A 14,536-nucleotide genomic window follows, 5' to 3' on the forward strand; every position below is an offset into this window, starting at 1 on the left:
ATGGATAGTTTAACAACTGCCGGTAATCCCGGTTACAGCAATGACGCCGCTCAGGAAGACGCAAATCCTCAGCACCAACCTTCACAAGGCGGAGAATCGGCTACTAATTTAGAAAATACCGAAGCCGGTAAGGCAACGGGTACACAGCAGAACAATGGTTACGGCAACACGCCAGACGAGGATGAACCTGTTGATCCCGATCTCACAAAAACAGAGGACTAACGGTACATCTTCATAAATTTATAATTCATGAAGATGTGTTTGATTCATAGGAAGGCCTGTCGTGACAGGAAAACTATTGAGCCTGAATGTTGAGAGCATTAATATGGCACAATAGATGAAGAAGCGGTTGAAAAAACAGGTTGCGGTATAAGCGGTTACTTAAGTAGTTTAAATTAATTATTTTATAGTGTAAGCAATCTATGCAAAGTCAAAAATCAATCCGTGACGGTTACCAGGCAAGCCCATGGGAACCTGAGGCTGAATCTCCTTCAGCTAAATCTAATTTTAGTCAGGCTGTAATTTATGATTGTCTGATAGTTGGTGCCGGTATAACCGGACTAACGGCTGCACTTAAGCTGCAACTGGCCGGTAAATCAACAGTAATAGCCGAAGCATATAATTTAGGTTATGGTACTACTGGCGGCACCAGCGCCCACATCAATACGTTTGCCGATACAACCTATATGGAAGTGAAACAGGCTTTTGGGGAACAAGGAGCCCAACTGTTTGCCGATGCGGTTAATGGCGGATATAACATTATAAGGGATAATATTGCTAAGTACGGCATTGACTGCGATTACGAAGAGAAACCGGGTTACCTATATGCAGAGGATGAGCAACAAATGAAGGCTTTAGATCAGGTTGTTGAGGGGGCGAGAATGGTTGGAGTTAGCGTTAACTACACTGAAAATGTACCTATACCTGTCCCGCATCAAAAAGCGGCTACATTACCCGGACAAGCCCAGTTTCATCCGCTTAAATATTTAAACGCGCTTGCAGCTGAATACATAAAGGCGGGTGGCATCATACTTAATAATACTTTTATTAATGAAGTTGAAAGCAGTGATGACGTACATGCTGCAAAAGCTGGCGATATATCCATTCAGGCGTCAAATGTAGTTTACGCCACTCATATGCCGCCGGGTATAAATGTATTCAACATGCGTTGTGCGCCATATCGTAGTTATGTAGTCGCTGTAAAGCTTCAGAACGATGCCGATTGTCCCGACGCATTGATTTATGACTTGCAGGAGCCTTATCATTATTTCCGGACACATGTAATAAACGGCGAAAAGTTATTATTGATAGGTGGCAACGATCATAAAACAGGCCATGACGATCCGGAAGCCGCATTCAACGACCTGGAAAAATATATAAAACGGTATTTTGATGTGCAGGAGGTAAAGTACCGATGGTCATCACAATATTACGTGCCTGCTGACGGTTTACCTTACATAGGGCAGATACCTATGCAGGCGGATGGTATCTGGTGTGCTACCGGTTATAATGGCAACGGCATGATGCTGGCTACCATCAGCGGCGATATTCTGGCCGATTTAATTGTTGATAAGCAAAATGAGTTTGCGGAACTGATGAGCACCAAGCGCCTGAAACCTATAGATGGTTTTACGGAGTTTGTAAAAGAAAATGCTGATGTGGCTTATCACTTTGTAGCAGATAGGTTTGGCATTGAAAAGCTTAACGCATTAAACGAATTACAGGCAGGCACAGGTAAGGTAATTGAAATAGATGGCGAAAAAGTTGCCGCTTATAAAGACGAGCAGGGAGCCGTACACGCACTTAGCCCGGTATGCACGCACATGAAATGTTTTGTAAATTGGAATGCCGCTGAAAAAAGCTGGGATTGTCCGTGTCATGGTGCACGGTATGATATTGACGGCAAAGTTATAACCGGTCCCGCCCGACAGCCGCTCCAGCCGTTATAGTAGCATGCGGATTATAAGTAAAAAGGATTGTTAACAGCAATCCTTTTTTTGTTATCTGACAGCTCTATGTTATGTTACGGTAAAAAACATTTTATTCACTGCTTTTTTGTTATAATTGAAACTTAATCTAAAAATTATCATATGAAAAAATATTATGCGCTAGTTGTCGTTGTACTTCTTTTGTTTTCAACGTCTTGTAAAAAAGAAGAAAAGCAACCCGATCAGTCAAAACAACATCCCATTGTTGGTAAGTGGATATTGACCAATGTTTTATATACAGAATACGAAGACGGTAGATTAAAAATTAAAGATCGACAAGAAGAGTTGCCGCTTAAACTAAATATCGTTGAATATAAGTCAGACGGAACAGGTCGCTCACAATTAAACGAGAACACATCTTATTATACGCTGTTTGATTACGTGATATCGGACACGGCATTGATAACTAAAAATTATAGGGTTTATGATGGAGATAGACTGATTCCGGGCAGCTATCCTACTTATACAAGTTCAATAAAGGAGCTGAAGGGAGACAAATGGACTGTGTACACGGAAGCGAGTTTTGAAGAATGGAATGGTACTAAAACAGTTACGGTTAGGAAAATTAATAAAAATACATTGAGCCGTTTGAAATAACTATAGCGCAATTATACATCAAACATCTTATTAATTACGCTAATTTAACTGCCTTTCCGAAAAGAGCATCAACTTGCTTTACACCCAGATAATAAGAAGTTGCAACGATTAAAAATCGAATTAGCTGATACTCGTTAGATTCTGTATCGTAACGGTGAATTAATTACAAAACGAGAGGATACAAATAAGTTGTAAATCTATCTACGGTAATGATTCAAAGTCGACAGCACCGGAGTTATTGATGATTGTTAAAAGGCCTGTTTTGAAAGTTGTATAGAATAATGCCAATAAAAAAGGGTTGCTCTGAAGGAGCAACCCTTAATATCGGACTAATCCGATACGTACCCAGAGCCGGGGTCGAACCGGCACGGCCTTGCAGCCATTGGTGTTTGAGACCAACGCGTCTACCGATTCCGCCATCTGGGCAACTATTGTTCTTTCAGAACCGGGCTGCAAATGTATCTAAACTCTCCTTAATACGCAACAGATATTTTTGTTTATAGTAAATATTTAGAATTTCGTTTAACCGGCTCTCTTTAGCAGTATCGTCAAGGGTAGGGTAGTCGGTAGTGAGTTTACTCAGTTGCTCATTTATATCGCCCTCAAAAGCAAGCACTTCTGAAGTAATATCCCGTAGTTGATCAGCATTGTCAACTTCCATCATGCGTTCATTAATGTCCATCATCTCCATTAAAAAATCTCCGGGCAATTGCGGTTTGGCACCTTCCTGGAGCAGATCATGACTGCGTAGAACGTATTCCAGTCGCTTTGCTGGGTCGGCCAGCGTTTGGTAAGCCTTATTGTTAAGGGTAGAAAGTTCCAGTATTTCCTGTTGTTTTTCGTCGCCTTCAGTAGCATAAAAATCAGGATGATATTGCTTGCTCAGCTGGTAAAACTGTTTTTTCAAAGCTGCTTCATCCAAATGGAAAGATTCGGGTATGTTATAAAATTCAAAGTAGTTCATCATAACAAAATTACCCTCTTTTCCGGATAATGCGCGCACCATTCTTAATCATTTGCTGTTGCTGGGGCGTAAAGTTTTCGCGTCCGCCAAAATCCTGTACCCAGTAGTTGTTCTTTTCGGCCACACCAACTTCTTTCAAATCAGGGTTCATCAGGTTTTTACAATGGCCGGGGCTTTTAAACCAACCATTTTGTACCTCGGCAATACTGCGTTGGCCGTAAGCAATGTTTTCGGCAATGGCATAGCTCCTGAAGCCTTTGTAAGTATAACCAGCGTTCATAATACGATCCTGAATGCTGCGGCCATCCCTGCTTTCGTGACTGAAGTATTTCTTCCTGGCCATGTCTTTGGCATGATCTTCAGCCGCTTCTTCCAACTGTTCATTCCATACAAGTGGTGGGGCAGGCGCCATGCGCTGTGTTCCGCAATTACAACCGGTGCGGCGTACCGTGTTTATGCGTTCCAAAAATTCGTCTTTAAAATCACCGTTGGCGTTAAAATTACTCATGCTCGTTAACACCAGGCCGAGCATCAGCAGCGCGGCTCCTTTCATAATGTTTCTCTTCATACCGTTAAGTATGACTGTAAACGGTAAAAGTGGTTTAAGCGTGTTATATAACCGCTAATTTTTTAGAGGTAATTTTTGCAGGTTTTTTCTCAGCAACAACCGGCTTTGCCGAGCCCGCCGTGTCGTTAGCGGATATTACAGGAGCCGTTGGTTTTACGCTTTGCTTTTTCTTTTTTGTCTTTGCGGATGCCAGCATGGCTTTACTTTTCTTACCCAGCTTTTTGTTCAGCTTAGCGTAATCCTTTTTTATAGATGCTGACGCGGTGGCCGACTTTTGCTGTTCTGACCAGTATAAAGCTTCCTTCAAATCCCTTTCGGCCAGTTTATACTCTTTAATATCCGTTTTTATAGCGGCGAGATGCTGCAGGGAAACGATAATATTTGGTACGTCATTTTTAATACGCGACAGGTTGTTGGATTGCAGAGCATACCATTTTGCCTGGCTGTATTTTTTTTGCTTGTAAAACAATTGCGAAAGTTTATCAAAGCTGATACGCATACCCGTTGTATCACTAATGCCGGAATACAGATGCAATGCCTGGAAGCAGTTAATTTGCGCTTCATTTTGATACATGGCCTTTTTCATCGGATTGCTTACTGTATCATAGTGCATGTACACATTTACTAACTTAATATGGATAGGGGCACGCAGCGAGTCAACAGTGGTTTTCTTGAGCTTTCTTCTCAGGCTATCCAGATCATCTGCATGAACAGTGTAAGCTATAAATAAAGATGCGAAAGCAATAATTGTGAATAGTTTTTTCATCAGCTAAAAGGCTATGATGAAACGTATTCAAACAACATGCCTGCGTTGCGATCTGGGGCGTTAATGATTGTAAATAAACCCAAAGAAGCTGAAAATTGTTTATCGCATACAAATGCCATTAAAACTTGTTTGCGTTTATAGTAGCTTTTTTGGTACAGTTTGTAGCCAAATTACTTGATGGTTTGTTCGTATCGATCTAAAAAGTTTCGTAGTAAACTGATACGGGAGAATGCCCATTCAAATAAGGCAATACCTAATGCGGCAGTAGCAATTCCGAAGGTTACATCAAGCACGTAATGATGGCTGGTGTATACCGCTGCAAACCAGATGCCGACCATCACCGTGGCAAAGAAAAGATTGATAAACCCTAATTTATTTTTAAGACCGAAATATAACACTATTAACGGGTAAGCAGAATGCAGCGATGGCATAGCTGCAAACACATTCGATCCTTTAGCGTAAATGGTTTTAAAAACAGTTACGTCAAAATACTGATCAAAACGGGCCAGACCGGCGGTATTGCCCGGAGTGGTTTGCACAAAGTTAAAGCCGTAAAAATGCACGTACCATGGTGGCGCAGCCGGGTATGTATAGTAAACGATAAAGCCTAAAAAATTTACTATAAAAAAGGTAAGCAAAAAGCTCAGAAATTGCCTGCGGTTTACAAAGAATAAATAAACTGCGAAAGCCATTGGCACAGGTATCCAGCACAAATAAAAAATGCCCGATATGATGTCCAGAAAAGTGATATTATTAATCCACAGGTATTCGTTAGGCGTGAGTATCTTGTTACCTGCCTGTATGCCGAATAAGCTTTTTTCGAAGTTATATAAGCCTGCTATGTGAACGGTGTTGTACTCATAGTTAGGAAAGGCTTTCATATAATCGTAGATTATCCAGTATACAATGAATATAGAAAAACCTACAATGAATTTTCGGCTGATAGGAGTGGCGTAGAAGAACAGGTTATATAAGAGCACCAGCACTAACTGATCGCTTTTAAAACCCAGCAGTAACCAAGAAATTATTAAATACGCGATAGATATCAGCGAAACAGTTAAAGCCGATTTGGGAGTAACCGGAAAAACTGCGCCGGCAGTTTTGGCCATGTTACTTCTTTAAAAAATCCGAACGAAATATTTTGTCCCACAACGGAGAGCTTACACCGTAACCTTTTGTGGGATCCTGGTAATGATGCAGCATGTGGTGTTGTTTTATTTTTTTCCAGAAACTGCCTTTAAAATTAAAGTGGTGTATGGCGTAGTGCGAAATGTCGTACATCAGATAACCTAATATGAACCCCGAAAACAGGCCATTTACATACAAATCTGGAAAAACAAATTTAAACAGAAAGTAAAAGCCAGTAGCCAGCGGAATACTTGCCGACGGTGGCATTACCAGGCGTTTGGCATCGCTGGGATAATCATGATGTACACCGTGAAAAATAAAGTGTAAACGCAGGGCCCACTTAGCTTTAGGTACAAAGTGAAATACGAAGCGGTGCATTACATACTCAATAAACGTCCACACAAATAAACCGCCTAAAAACAAACCGGCAAAGTTTAAAAATGGCTGACCGTCAACAAAAAGTGAATAGTAAGTGCATACACCTATAACGGGTACAAAAATTATAATGGGTACGTAAAAGCTTACTTTTGATAAACTCTCTAAAATATCGTTCTTAAACATTCTCACCGACTCGGGCGAGTTTGATACAAAGTTCCTCTTCATGGCCTTTCAGGGTTTTAAACGCTCTGCAATAAGTTTTCCGGTTGCGGTATCAATGCCTCTCAATTCCATAAACTTTACGTTGGGCGACCAAACAGGGCCGCCATCAATACGTACAAACACCCGGTTAAGTATCGCTTGCCTGTTTAAAATGGTTACGAAGATATGATATTTTCCGTCAGTTCCCTTCATCAGCGTTAGCGGAATTTTTTTGTATGACAATATTCTGATATCATATTTTTCGGCGCCAATTGCTTTCGCGCTAACACCAAAGGCAAATTTACGCTGTATCATGCTCAGTTCAACGCACTGCTGCTGCTTGGCGTAAAGTTTCCAGTACGGGTGTATAGGGTCGTCTATATTCAGCGTACCGTCTTTGTTCCAGTTGAGCTCGTAAATAATGGTATTGGTATTCGGATCGCGCTGCAGGTAAAACAGCATTTCGATACCGTTAGGAGTGGGTAGCTCAGCTATCTTAAGTGTATCTGATGTAGCGTTGTTATAAGCATTATCGGCTTTGCTGCTTTTGGCAAGCATTAAATACATCACCAAAAGCAGTAAGGCCGATAATTTATACATATGTTATTGCTGTTCTTTTTCTTCGAGGGCTTTTTTAGCCTCACGCAACCGGTTAAACGCGGTTATGTTAGTTAGTACAGCTAATATAGTAATTGGGAGCGTAAAAAAAGACATGGTTTCAAATACATGATATTTAATACCAGGTACATATAGTTTGTAATCTCCGCCAATGTAGTTTGACATTACACCGCATAATATGGCACACAAACCAATGGTAACCACACGCTCAGGGCGTTGCATTAAACCACCTTTACATTCAACGCCAAGTCCTTCGGCACGGGCGCGCACGTAGCTTACCATCATGGAGCCAATCAGGGCTATGAAAGCGAATATCGAACTGAAGAAATAGTGATGCGCTACCAGGTAGTAACATATGCCTAAAAACATAATCAGTTCGCTGTAACGGTCAAGTACTGAATCGTACAGTGCGCCAAAGGTTGATTTCATGTTGCCCAAGCGTGCAACCTGCCCGTCAAGCATGTCAAACAAGCCGGCAAATAATATCAGGCCGCCTGCCCAACCTACGTAGTTCAGGTTTATACGCGCGCCGGTTTCAGCGCCCGCTATAAATATTACGGCAACACCAACATTAAGCACGAAGCCAATTGAGGTAACCGCGTTAGGGGTTAGGCCAAGTTTAATAAGCACCTTTACAAAAGGATCAATTACTTTATAAATGCCCAGTTGCAGGCTGGTACGCAGATTTGGTGATGTTGTTGCCGTGGTGGTTTGCTGTGTCATTAATTTTTTACTGTCAATTAAAAGTCGAATGTGATGCGTGTTCGCAAGCCCCATTCGGATACGTTTGGATTGTCGAGATAATTAAATCTCTTTACTAAATCCAGGCGGATAAATTTAAAAATATTTTCAATACCAACGCTCCCCTCAATGTAAGGTTTACTTCCCAATGAATAAGTGATCGGTTTTCCGGACTCATCCACAGGAAATTGATACAGATCCGGATGCAATGACGGGTCGTTTTCACTCCGCAGGCCGCCATACAATGCCTTGAATGATACCACTTCACGCCACTTCAGTTTTTTTAACAATGGTATCTTGTTAAAAAAGAATCCGTAAAAATGCTGATCGATGCTGATAGCTTGGTAATCATCACTTACAAACTCTAAAAAGTTCATCAGGTTATACGAGTCAACATCGTAAGCATAAGTTTGGTTTGCCCGGTGGATGTTCAGCAAGGGGTAAGGCACTTTGCCAAATATGTGGCCGGCCTCTAAAGCTACATCAGCATAGCCAAATACCGAGAGGTAAAAATGCTTATCAATACGGCCCAACAATTTGTCGTAACCGTACTGCCCGCCAAAGAGGTCTTTCACTCCTTTGGTGTAATATAGATTGAATATCGGGTATTTGCTGATGATTGGCGTGCGAAACATTTTGCCCTGGTAAAATTGCTCGTAAGGCGCGTAACGCAGGTTAAGGCTTAACTCGCTCGTGGTCAGATAGCGATCACTGATCAACGCGCCGTTTACCAGGCGGTTAAAGTAGAGTGACCCGGCCGGCTCCTGCGTCCATTTGGTAAAATTGAATTTGTACGAAAAGTGGTTTTCAAACTCGCGCACGTAATCAAACCGGTAAAAATCGTTATACAGGTACTTATCGTTATTACCCCGCTTGAATGATAGCAGGAAATTATCTTCCCGTACAAAATCAAGGTTTAAGCCGGGTATCTTGGTGTCGCGCTGAAAGCTCGCCCGCACATAATGCTGCGGAAACTTATATATTGATTTAGCATTGAGCGAGTAGGTACTGCTTAAAAAGTATTTCCAGCGCTCATCTTTAAAACCGTAGGCCGCGTAAGTTTCAAAGAAAATTCGCTTACTAAAATCATAAGTAGTACGCCCGCCAAACCTAAGCCTGAAACCCTCCACCGGGTTAAAGCTGTAGAACGAGTTTGCCGGACCTACCTCGAACTTACCGAAACCTTTGTAGCCGAATACCAGCAGCGACAGCAGATCCGCTGTGCGCCGGTAGGATGGCATACGTGTGAGGCTATCAATATTAGTATATACTTTTGATTCGGCAATGCTTAGCGTATCCAGCCGGTTTTCGCGCCAAAACTGTTCATTTCGTTCTTTTGCCTCATCCATATATACAACGGCTTCCCCCGCGTAAGCGGCATCAGGCCGGGGCGTGTTGATGAAAAACTTGTCGAACGTAATGGTTCTTATACCAAATAATCCGCCCGATTTATCTTTGTTAAAACCAAAATCGGCCAGCGTGGTGCTTTTGTTCAGGTGATAACGCCCGTCGGTATTTTTAGCAAAGTCAAGGTCAACCTCCATGCTTTTTACAAAGTTTAGGTTGATGTTCCGGTTCGCTTTTAATACCGCTCGCTGTACCGCATAGTTACCGTCGAGTGTAACGTAAAGCATACCCTCAAACAACATGTCGGCGGTATTGCGTGGGGTAAAGCTTAGCTCCACAAGCTTTTCGTTACCGGCGGTGGTAACGGTATCGGTTATAAAAAACTTATAGAAGTTGGGCGATACGCCTGCTATCGGGCTGAGCCACTGGTTGGTGAGCAGCATTACGTTGTTGTCGTAAATGTTGATCTCGGAGTACATGTGCTTGAAATACGCGCCAATGCCCTCACTGTCTACAAACGGGCCAAAGTTTACCGCTTTTTCGCCTAAAACCACGGTGTGTTTTTTCTCCGGATTTTTACGGTAGAACGTATGCGATACTTTTTCGTTAAGATAAAATGGAAGCAGGTTTTTACCCGGAATGGTGGTCGTGTCGCGGTTATCAATCAGGAACTTATACTTTTTAAAGAACTTTTTGTCGGCCAGTTTGCTCGAAACATTCAGGAACGAGAATTGCATTTTGTCGTAACTGCGATATTCCACAAACTCATAGCTTTCCGGTTGGTTCTTCTCTTTATTTTCAATTACCTTACGGATCAACTCAACGGCGGGATTGTTCTTGTTGCTATATTTTTGCTTTTTCTGGCTTTTAACAATTACCTCGTTAAGCGCTTGCGGTTCAGCAGTTAACCGGATGGTTACATTTTGTTCGGCTCCAGGCTTTATGGCAAAGTTTACGGTTTTATAGCCTACAAATGATACCTGCAAACTGCTCTGCGCTTTTACGGATTGCAGAAAAAACCTACCGTCGGCATTTGTGGTTGTGCCTGTGCTGGTACCCGCAAATGCTACCGACACATAGGGGAGCGGCTTTTTGTTTTTGGCATCGATAACGGTGCCGTTAACAACGGTAATTTGGGCTAATAATAAGGTTGATTGAAAAAGGAATAGGGTGAGTAAAAAAAGTTTTTTTACCGGTGTGTTTTTATTCATTTATGGTGTTAGGGCGATTATGCAAATACAAACTTCTTTTGCATAAAATAATTGTAACTAAAGCCAACTATTAATGAAACAATGGCTTTTGATATATATTTATCAACGTGTAAGTAATGTACAAATAAAAACACACCCCCGTTATTTAACAACAGATTTCCTATCCAAACCAAAATATATTTCAATGCCTGCCCCGGTGCTTTTTTTTCCCTCGCATGAAAAACCCAGATGCGGCCTAATAAAAAGTTTGTTATGCCACCCGCAACTGTGCCTGCAAAATTTGAATATATGTACCAGAGATTAAAAAAATGGTTGCATACAAATGTAATTAAATAGTCAACCGCGGTTGAAATAAACGAAGAGGCCTGTGCCTTTACAAATGTTGCCATATAAATATAAGCGATAAGCAGCTATAATACAATAAATTGTGATACTATAACTGTGCCAGCTTTAGCCGGCAAAGATAAACGGTTAAGGTGAATTTAGAAATGAAAAAAAGCCCGGTTACAGCTTGCGCTGCAACCGGGCTTTAATTTTATAGAGATGCTGGTATTAATTTTCTACTTCTACCAGTTCTTCGTAGTAATCAAGGCCTAAGTGTGTAATCAAATCTTCGCCCATCAGGTAACGCAGGGTATTCTCCAATTTAATCAATTGCTTGAAGATATCGTTTTCAGCCGGTAAGCCTGGCGCGGTTTGCGGGCTTTTCAGGTAGAATGATAACCACTCTTGTATACCGCTCATGCCGGCACGTTTAGCAAAATCACTAAACAGGGCAAGGTCAAGCGCTACGGGTGCAGCGAGGATTGAGTCGCGGCAAAGAAAGTTAATCTTGATCTGCATTTTATAACCCATCCAGCCAAAGATGTCGATGTTATCCCAGCTTTCTTTATTATCGCCATGCGGAGGGTAGTAGTTTATGCGGATCTTGTGGTAAAGATCGCCGTATAATTCAGGCTGATCGTCAGCATTCAGAATATCCTCTAATACACCACCTTTTGATACTTCTTTAGTTTTGAAGTTTTCAGGCGCGTCAAGTACTAAACCATCGCGGTTACCCAAAATGTTGGTCGAGAACCAGCCGCTAACGCCTAATGAACGAGTAGCTAAACCTGGTGCAAGAATAGTTTTAACCAAAGTTTGGCCAGTTTTAAAATCTTTACCCGCGATAGGAGTGCCGGTTAATTTAGCCAGTTCAACCATTGCCGGAATGTCAACTGTTAAGTTTGGAGCACCGTTAGCGAAAGGCACGCCTAACTTAAGTGCCGCGTAGGCGTAAAGCATACTTGGCGCAATGCGTTTATCATCGGCTTTAAGGGCTTCTTCAAATTTCTCAAGGGTGCTGTGGATATCGCTGGCTTCAAAGAAAACCTCAGTTGAAGCACACCAAACGATAACCACACGGTCAAGGCCGTTTGATTCTTTAAAGTTGGTGATGTCTTCCATCAGCTCTTGCGCCATTTCCCAACGGGTACCGGTTTTAACGTGGGTGCCGTCAAGGTTACGGGCGTAATCGCGGTCGAAAGCGGCTTTCATCGGCACGATAGCCTGTAATTGCTCTTTAACAGCCTCGATGTGATGACGCTCTAATACCTGCGCGTGGCTTGCAGCTTCGTAAACGTTGTCTGAATAAACATCCCAACCGCCCCAAACAATATCATTCAGGTCAGCCAGCGGAACGAAATCTTTGATCTTAGGCCTGCGGTTCTCAGTTCTTTTACCTAAACGTATAGTGCCCATTTGCGTTAACGAGCCGATAGGTTGAGTCAATCCTTTTTTAACAGACTCAACACCCGCGATCATTGTTGTAGCTACCGCGCCTAAGCCCGGCAGGAGGATACCCAATTTACCCTCAGCAGGTTTAATGTTGTGTTTCATTTATTGTACTAATTTATTTATAAGGGGCTAAAGCCAGTTATTTGCTTTATACCAATTTAACGTTTCAGTTAATCCCGCGTCGAGGTCATACTTAGGGTAAAAACCCAGATCGTGTTTTGCTTGTTCTGTATCGCAGTTCCAGTTGGCGGCGGTTAACTCTTTTAATTTCTCAATATTTAATGCCGAAGCTTTGTTGCTCAAAGAACTAACTTTTTCGGCAATTGCTGCAATTACTTTTACTAAATTTACAGGCAGATGAAATTTTATAGCCTTCAAATTTAATACACTTTTTGTAATATTACCTAATTCGTAGCGGTTGTAAAAATTTCCATCGCTGATGATGTAGGTTTTACCCGCGCCTGCAAACAGCGCTTTAACACTTATTTCGGCCAAATCGGTAACATAAATAAAGGTTAATTTCTGTGCTTTATTGCCAATGTAAGGTTCAATGCCTTTCACTACCTGTTTAAAAAATATAAAAATATCCTTGTCCCTGGGGCCATAAACCGCGGTAGGGCGTAAAATGGTATAGTTCAATCCCTTTATGGCTTTCAGTTGTTGTTCAGCAGCCAGTTTACTGCGGCCATAGGCGGTTACCGGGTTAGGTGTGGTATTGTCAGTAATGGTACCTTCTAACGAGTTTATAGGCCCAACTGCAGCCAGGCTGCTTATCAGCACAAATTTTTTGAACTGTGCATCTGCATTTACCGATGCTTTTGCAAGGTTCACGGTGTAGGTGGCGTTTATAGTATCGTACTCTTTTTGCGAGCGGGCTTTTGTAGCGCCTGCAGCATGTATGATATAATTAATGCCGTTATCGCTTAATAGCTTGCTTAATGCTTCCTGATCGCGGAAGTCCGGATATACATATTTAACATCCAGATCCTTTAAATGATCTATGCTGCTGCTTTTACGTATGGCGGCATACACCTCCAGGTTATTTTTTAAAGCCTCATTAATCAAATGGTAACCCACAAATCCGCTGGCACCGGTTATTAAAACCTTTTCCTTCATATCGCTTTCTCGTAAATTCTGTAGGTTTTATATTGCTCGCCGCCTATAGCTTCAATGGCACGGTTTACCATATCGTTATGTTCAAGTGTCCAGCTGGCCTCAGCGTAGTCCATGCCTTTTTTGGTGTACGATCGCATAATCTCACCATATAAACAGGCCTCGATACCCATTTTGCGGTACCCGTCAATCACGCCCAGCAGCATAATGCGTATCCCTTTGATCTTACTTTTATTTAACAGCAGTTTAAAAATACCGGTTGGTAACAAACGGCCTTTTTTAATGGTACGCAGTATCTGGTTTAAATCGGGTATTGCCACACCAAAGCCTATAATTTTACCGTCCTGCTCGGCCAGTACGGCAAAGTCCGGATCGAGTATCATTTTAAGGTCTTTAGCGGTATAGTCGAACTCCTCGTTCGTCATCGGGAAAAAGCCAAGGTTTTTATCCCAGGCTTTATTATATACTTCGCGTAGAGCAGCAGCCTCTTCTTTGAATTTTTTAAGGTTGATTTTGCGTATAGTGATATTATTACGTTGCAGGCGGCCTTGCAGCAGATCGAGCATTTTAACCGCCTTGTCATTATAAGCATTGCCTTTCCAGCTGTAAGCAAACAAATCAACCTGCTTGGTTAGGCCGGCATTTGCAAACAGGCCCATGTAATATTGCGGGTTGTAAGGCATCATTACAAGGGGAGGAGAGTCAAAGCCCTTTACCAATAAGCCGCATGTTTCGTTAGTTGATGGATTAGCCGGGCCCACTAGCTTGTTGGCACCTTTTTCTTTAAGCCAGTTGATAGCTGCCTCAAATAATGAGTTTGCCACTTTTTGATCGTTAACACAATCAAAAAAGCCGAAGAAACCATCATTTGCGTTATTGAACCGGTTATGATTGGTGTTAAATATCGCGGCTATGCGGCCAACAATCTTGCCGTTGTCATCAAAAGCTAAAAACGTTTGTAACGACGAATGCTTTAAAAAAGGATGTGTAGTTAACAAATCCCTTTGTGCGATAAAAAGTTCCGGTACGTAGTTCGGGTCGTTTTTATGTAACTCGTGAGGAAAGTCAATAAAGCTTGCAAGCTCCTTTTTAGTTTTGACCGCGGCAACGTGGCTCATGTTTTTGGTGTGGTTATAATTA

15 protein-coding genes and 1 tRNA gene are annotated in these 14,536 nt (G+C 42.0%); 3 read left to right on the forward strand and 13 right to left on the reverse strand.

All coding sequences use genetic code 11. The features are described from left to right. From ABD960_RS07555 to ABD960_RS07565, 3 genes are all read left to right on the forward strand, one after another. A complete protein-coding gene (locus ABD960_RS07555) occupies positions 1-222 on the forward strand; it encodes a hypothetical protein (protein WP_345330401.1) in 222 nt (73 codons plus the stop codon). Between the two features lie 200 nt (positions 223-422). Continuing rightward, positions 423-1,949, forward strand: coding sequence for an FAD-dependent oxidoreductase (locus ABD960_RS07560; RefSeq protein ID WP_345330402.1), 1,527 nt, complete (start codon positions 423-425; stop codon positions 1,947-1,949). Between the two features lie 141 nt (positions 1,950-2,090). Then, positions 2,091-2,585, forward strand: coding sequence for a hypothetical protein (locus ABD960_RS07565; protein ID WP_345330403.1), 495 nt, complete (start codon positions 2,091-2,093; stop codon positions 2,583-2,585). Between the two features lie 342 nt (positions 2,586-2,927). Here the strand turns inward: ABD960_RS07565 and ABD960_RS07570 are convergent. From ABD960_RS07570 to ABD960_RS07625, 13 genes are all read right to left on the reverse strand, one after another. Next, positions 2,928-3,011, reverse strand: a tRNA-Leu gene (locus ABD960_RS07570). 13 nt (positions 3,012-3,024) lie between these two features. Beyond that, positions 3,025-3,552: a Fe-S protein assembly co-chaperone HscB gene (gene hscB / locus ABD960_RS07575; RefSeq protein ID WP_345330404.1), complete on the reverse strand. Its 528-nt coding sequence runs from the start codon at positions 3,550-3,552 to the stop codon at positions 3,025-3,027. 7 nt (positions 3,553-3,559) lie between these two features. Continuing rightward, on the reverse strand, positions 3,560-4,117 hold the full coding sequence (locus tag ABD960_RS07580) for a CAP domain-containing protein (protein WP_345330405.1): 558 nt from the start codon (positions 4,115-4,117) through the stop codon (positions 3,560-3,562). A 43-nt stretch (positions 4,118-4,160) separates the two neighbouring features. Then, a complete protein-coding gene (locus ABD960_RS07585; protein WP_345330406.1) occupies positions 4,161-4,883 on the reverse strand; it encodes a hypothetical protein in 723 nt (240 codons plus the stop codon). A 170-nt stretch (positions 4,884-5,053) separates the two neighbouring features. Beyond that, positions 5,054-5,992 (reverse strand): phosphatase PAP2 family protein, encoded by a 939-nt coding sequence (locus ABD960_RS07590; RefSeq protein WP_345330407.1) that lies wholly within the window; start codon positions 5,990-5,992, stop codon positions 5,054-5,056. Between the two features lies 1 nt (position 5,993). Further along, positions 5,994-6,614, reverse strand: a complete 621-nt coding sequence (locus ABD960_RS07595) for a sterol desaturase family protein (RefSeq protein ID WP_345330409.1) — start codon at positions 6,612-6,614, stop codon at positions 5,994-5,996. A gap of 6 nt (positions 6,615-6,620) precedes the next feature. Further along, positions 6,621-7,190, reverse strand: coding sequence for a DUF4833 domain-containing protein (locus ABD960_RS07600; protein WP_345330410.1), 570 nt, complete (start codon positions 7,188-7,190; stop codon positions 6,621-6,623). Between the two features lie 3 nt (positions 7,191-7,193). Then, positions 7,194-7,931, reverse strand: a complete 738-nt coding sequence (locus ABD960_RS07605) for a CDP-alcohol phosphatidyltransferase family protein (protein WP_345330411.1) — start codon at positions 7,929-7,931, stop codon at positions 7,194-7,196. 17 nt (positions 7,932-7,948) lie between these two features. Beyond that, positions 7,949-10,507: a DUF5686 and carboxypeptidase-like regulatory domain-containing protein gene (locus ABD960_RS07610; protein ID WP_345330412.1), complete on the reverse strand. Its 2,559-nt coding sequence runs from the start codon at positions 10,505-10,507 to the stop codon at positions 7,949-7,951. Positions 10,508-10,524: 17 nt separating this feature from the next. Beyond that, positions 10,525-10,896 (reverse strand): GtrA family protein, encoded by a 372-nt coding sequence (locus tag ABD960_RS20975; RefSeq protein ID WP_425563467.1) that lies wholly within the window; start codon positions 10,894-10,896, stop codon positions 10,525-10,527. Positions 10,897-11,059: 163 nt separating this feature from the next. After that, on the reverse strand, positions 11,060-12,385 hold the full coding sequence (locus ABD960_RS07615; RefSeq protein ID WP_345330413.1) for an inositol-3-phosphate synthase: 1,326 nt from the start codon (positions 12,383-12,385) through the stop codon (positions 11,060-11,062). A 27-nt stretch (positions 12,386-12,412) separates the two neighbouring features. After that, positions 12,413-13,399: an NAD-dependent epimerase/dehydratase family protein gene (locus ABD960_RS07620; RefSeq protein WP_345330414.1), complete on the reverse strand. Its 987-nt coding sequence runs from the start codon at positions 13,397-13,399 to the stop codon at positions 12,413-12,415. Then, positions 13,396-14,514 (reverse strand): GNAT family N-acetyltransferase, encoded by a 1,119-nt coding sequence (locus tag ABD960_RS07625; RefSeq protein ID WP_345330415.1) that lies wholly within the window; start codon positions 14,512-14,514, stop codon positions 13,396-13,398. Before ABD960_RS07625 ends, ABD960_RS07620 begins: the two co-directional genes overlap by 4 nt. Positions 14,515-14,536 lie beyond the last annotated feature (22 nt).

Source organism: Mucilaginibacter defluvii (genome assembly GCF_039543225.1).
Lineage (GTDB): Bacteria > Bacteroidota > Bacteroidia > Sphingobacteriales > Sphingobacteriaceae > Mucilaginibacter > Mucilaginibacter defluvii.

Excerpts from the sequence above, each read along its gene's own strand:
- ABD960_RS07555 (WP_345330401.1), top strand. The coding sequence starts at position 1 with ATGGATAGTTTAACAACTGCCGGTAATCCCGGTTACAGCAATGACGCC.
- ABD960_RS07560 (WP_345330402.1), top strand. The coding sequence starts at position 423 with ATGCAAAGTCAAAAATCAATCCGTGACGGTTACCAGGCAAGCCCATGG.
- ABD960_RS07565 (WP_345330403.1), top strand. The coding sequence starts at position 2,091 with ATGAAAAAATATTATGCGCTAGTTGTCGTTGTACTTCTTTTGTTTTCA.
- hscB (WP_345330404.1), bottom strand. The coding sequence starts at position 3,552 with ATGATGAACTACTTTGAATTTTATAACATACCCGAATCTTTCCATTTG.
- ABD960_RS07580 (WP_345330405.1), bottom strand. The coding sequence starts at position 4,117 with ATGAAGAGAAACATTATGAAAGGAGCCGCGCTGCTGATGCTCGGCCTG.
- ABD960_RS07585 (WP_345330406.1), bottom strand. The coding sequence starts at position 4,883 with ATGAAAAAACTATTCACAATTATTGCTTTCGCATCTTTATTTATAGCT.
- ABD960_RS07590 (WP_345330407.1), bottom strand. The coding sequence starts at position 5,992 with ATGGCCAAAACTGCCGGCGCAGTTTTTCCGGTTACTCCCAAATCGGCT.
- ABD960_RS07595 (WP_345330409.1), bottom strand. The coding sequence starts at position 6,614 with ATGAAGAGGAACTTTGTATCAAACTCGCCCGAGTCGGTGAGAATGTTT.
- ABD960_RS07600 (WP_345330410.1), bottom strand. The coding sequence starts at position 7,190 with ATGTATAAATTATCGGCCTTACTGCTTTTGGTGATGTATTTAATGCTT.
- ABD960_RS07605 (WP_345330411.1), bottom strand. The coding sequence starts at position 7,931 with ATGACACAGCAAACCACCACGGCAACAACATCACCAAATCTGCGTACC.
- ABD960_RS07610 (WP_345330412.1), bottom strand. The coding sequence starts at position 10,507 with ATGAATAAAAACACACCGGTAAAAAAACTTTTTTTACTCACCCTATTC.
- ABD960_RS20975 (WP_425563467.1), bottom strand. The coding sequence starts at position 10,896 with ATGGCAACATTTGTAAAGGCACAGGCCTCTTCGTTTATTTCAACCGCG.
- ABD960_RS07615 (WP_345330413.1), bottom strand. The coding sequence starts at position 12,385 with ATGAAACACAACATTAAACCTGCTGAGGGTAAATTGGGTATCCTCCTG.
- ABD960_RS07620 (WP_345330414.1), bottom strand. The coding sequence starts at position 13,399 with ATGAAGGAAAAGGTTTTAATAACCGGTGCCAGCGGATTTGTGGGTTAC.
- ABD960_RS07625 (WP_345330415.1), bottom strand. The coding sequence starts at position 14,514 with ATGAGCCACGTTGCCGCGGTCAAAACTAAAAAGGAGCTTGCAAGCTTT.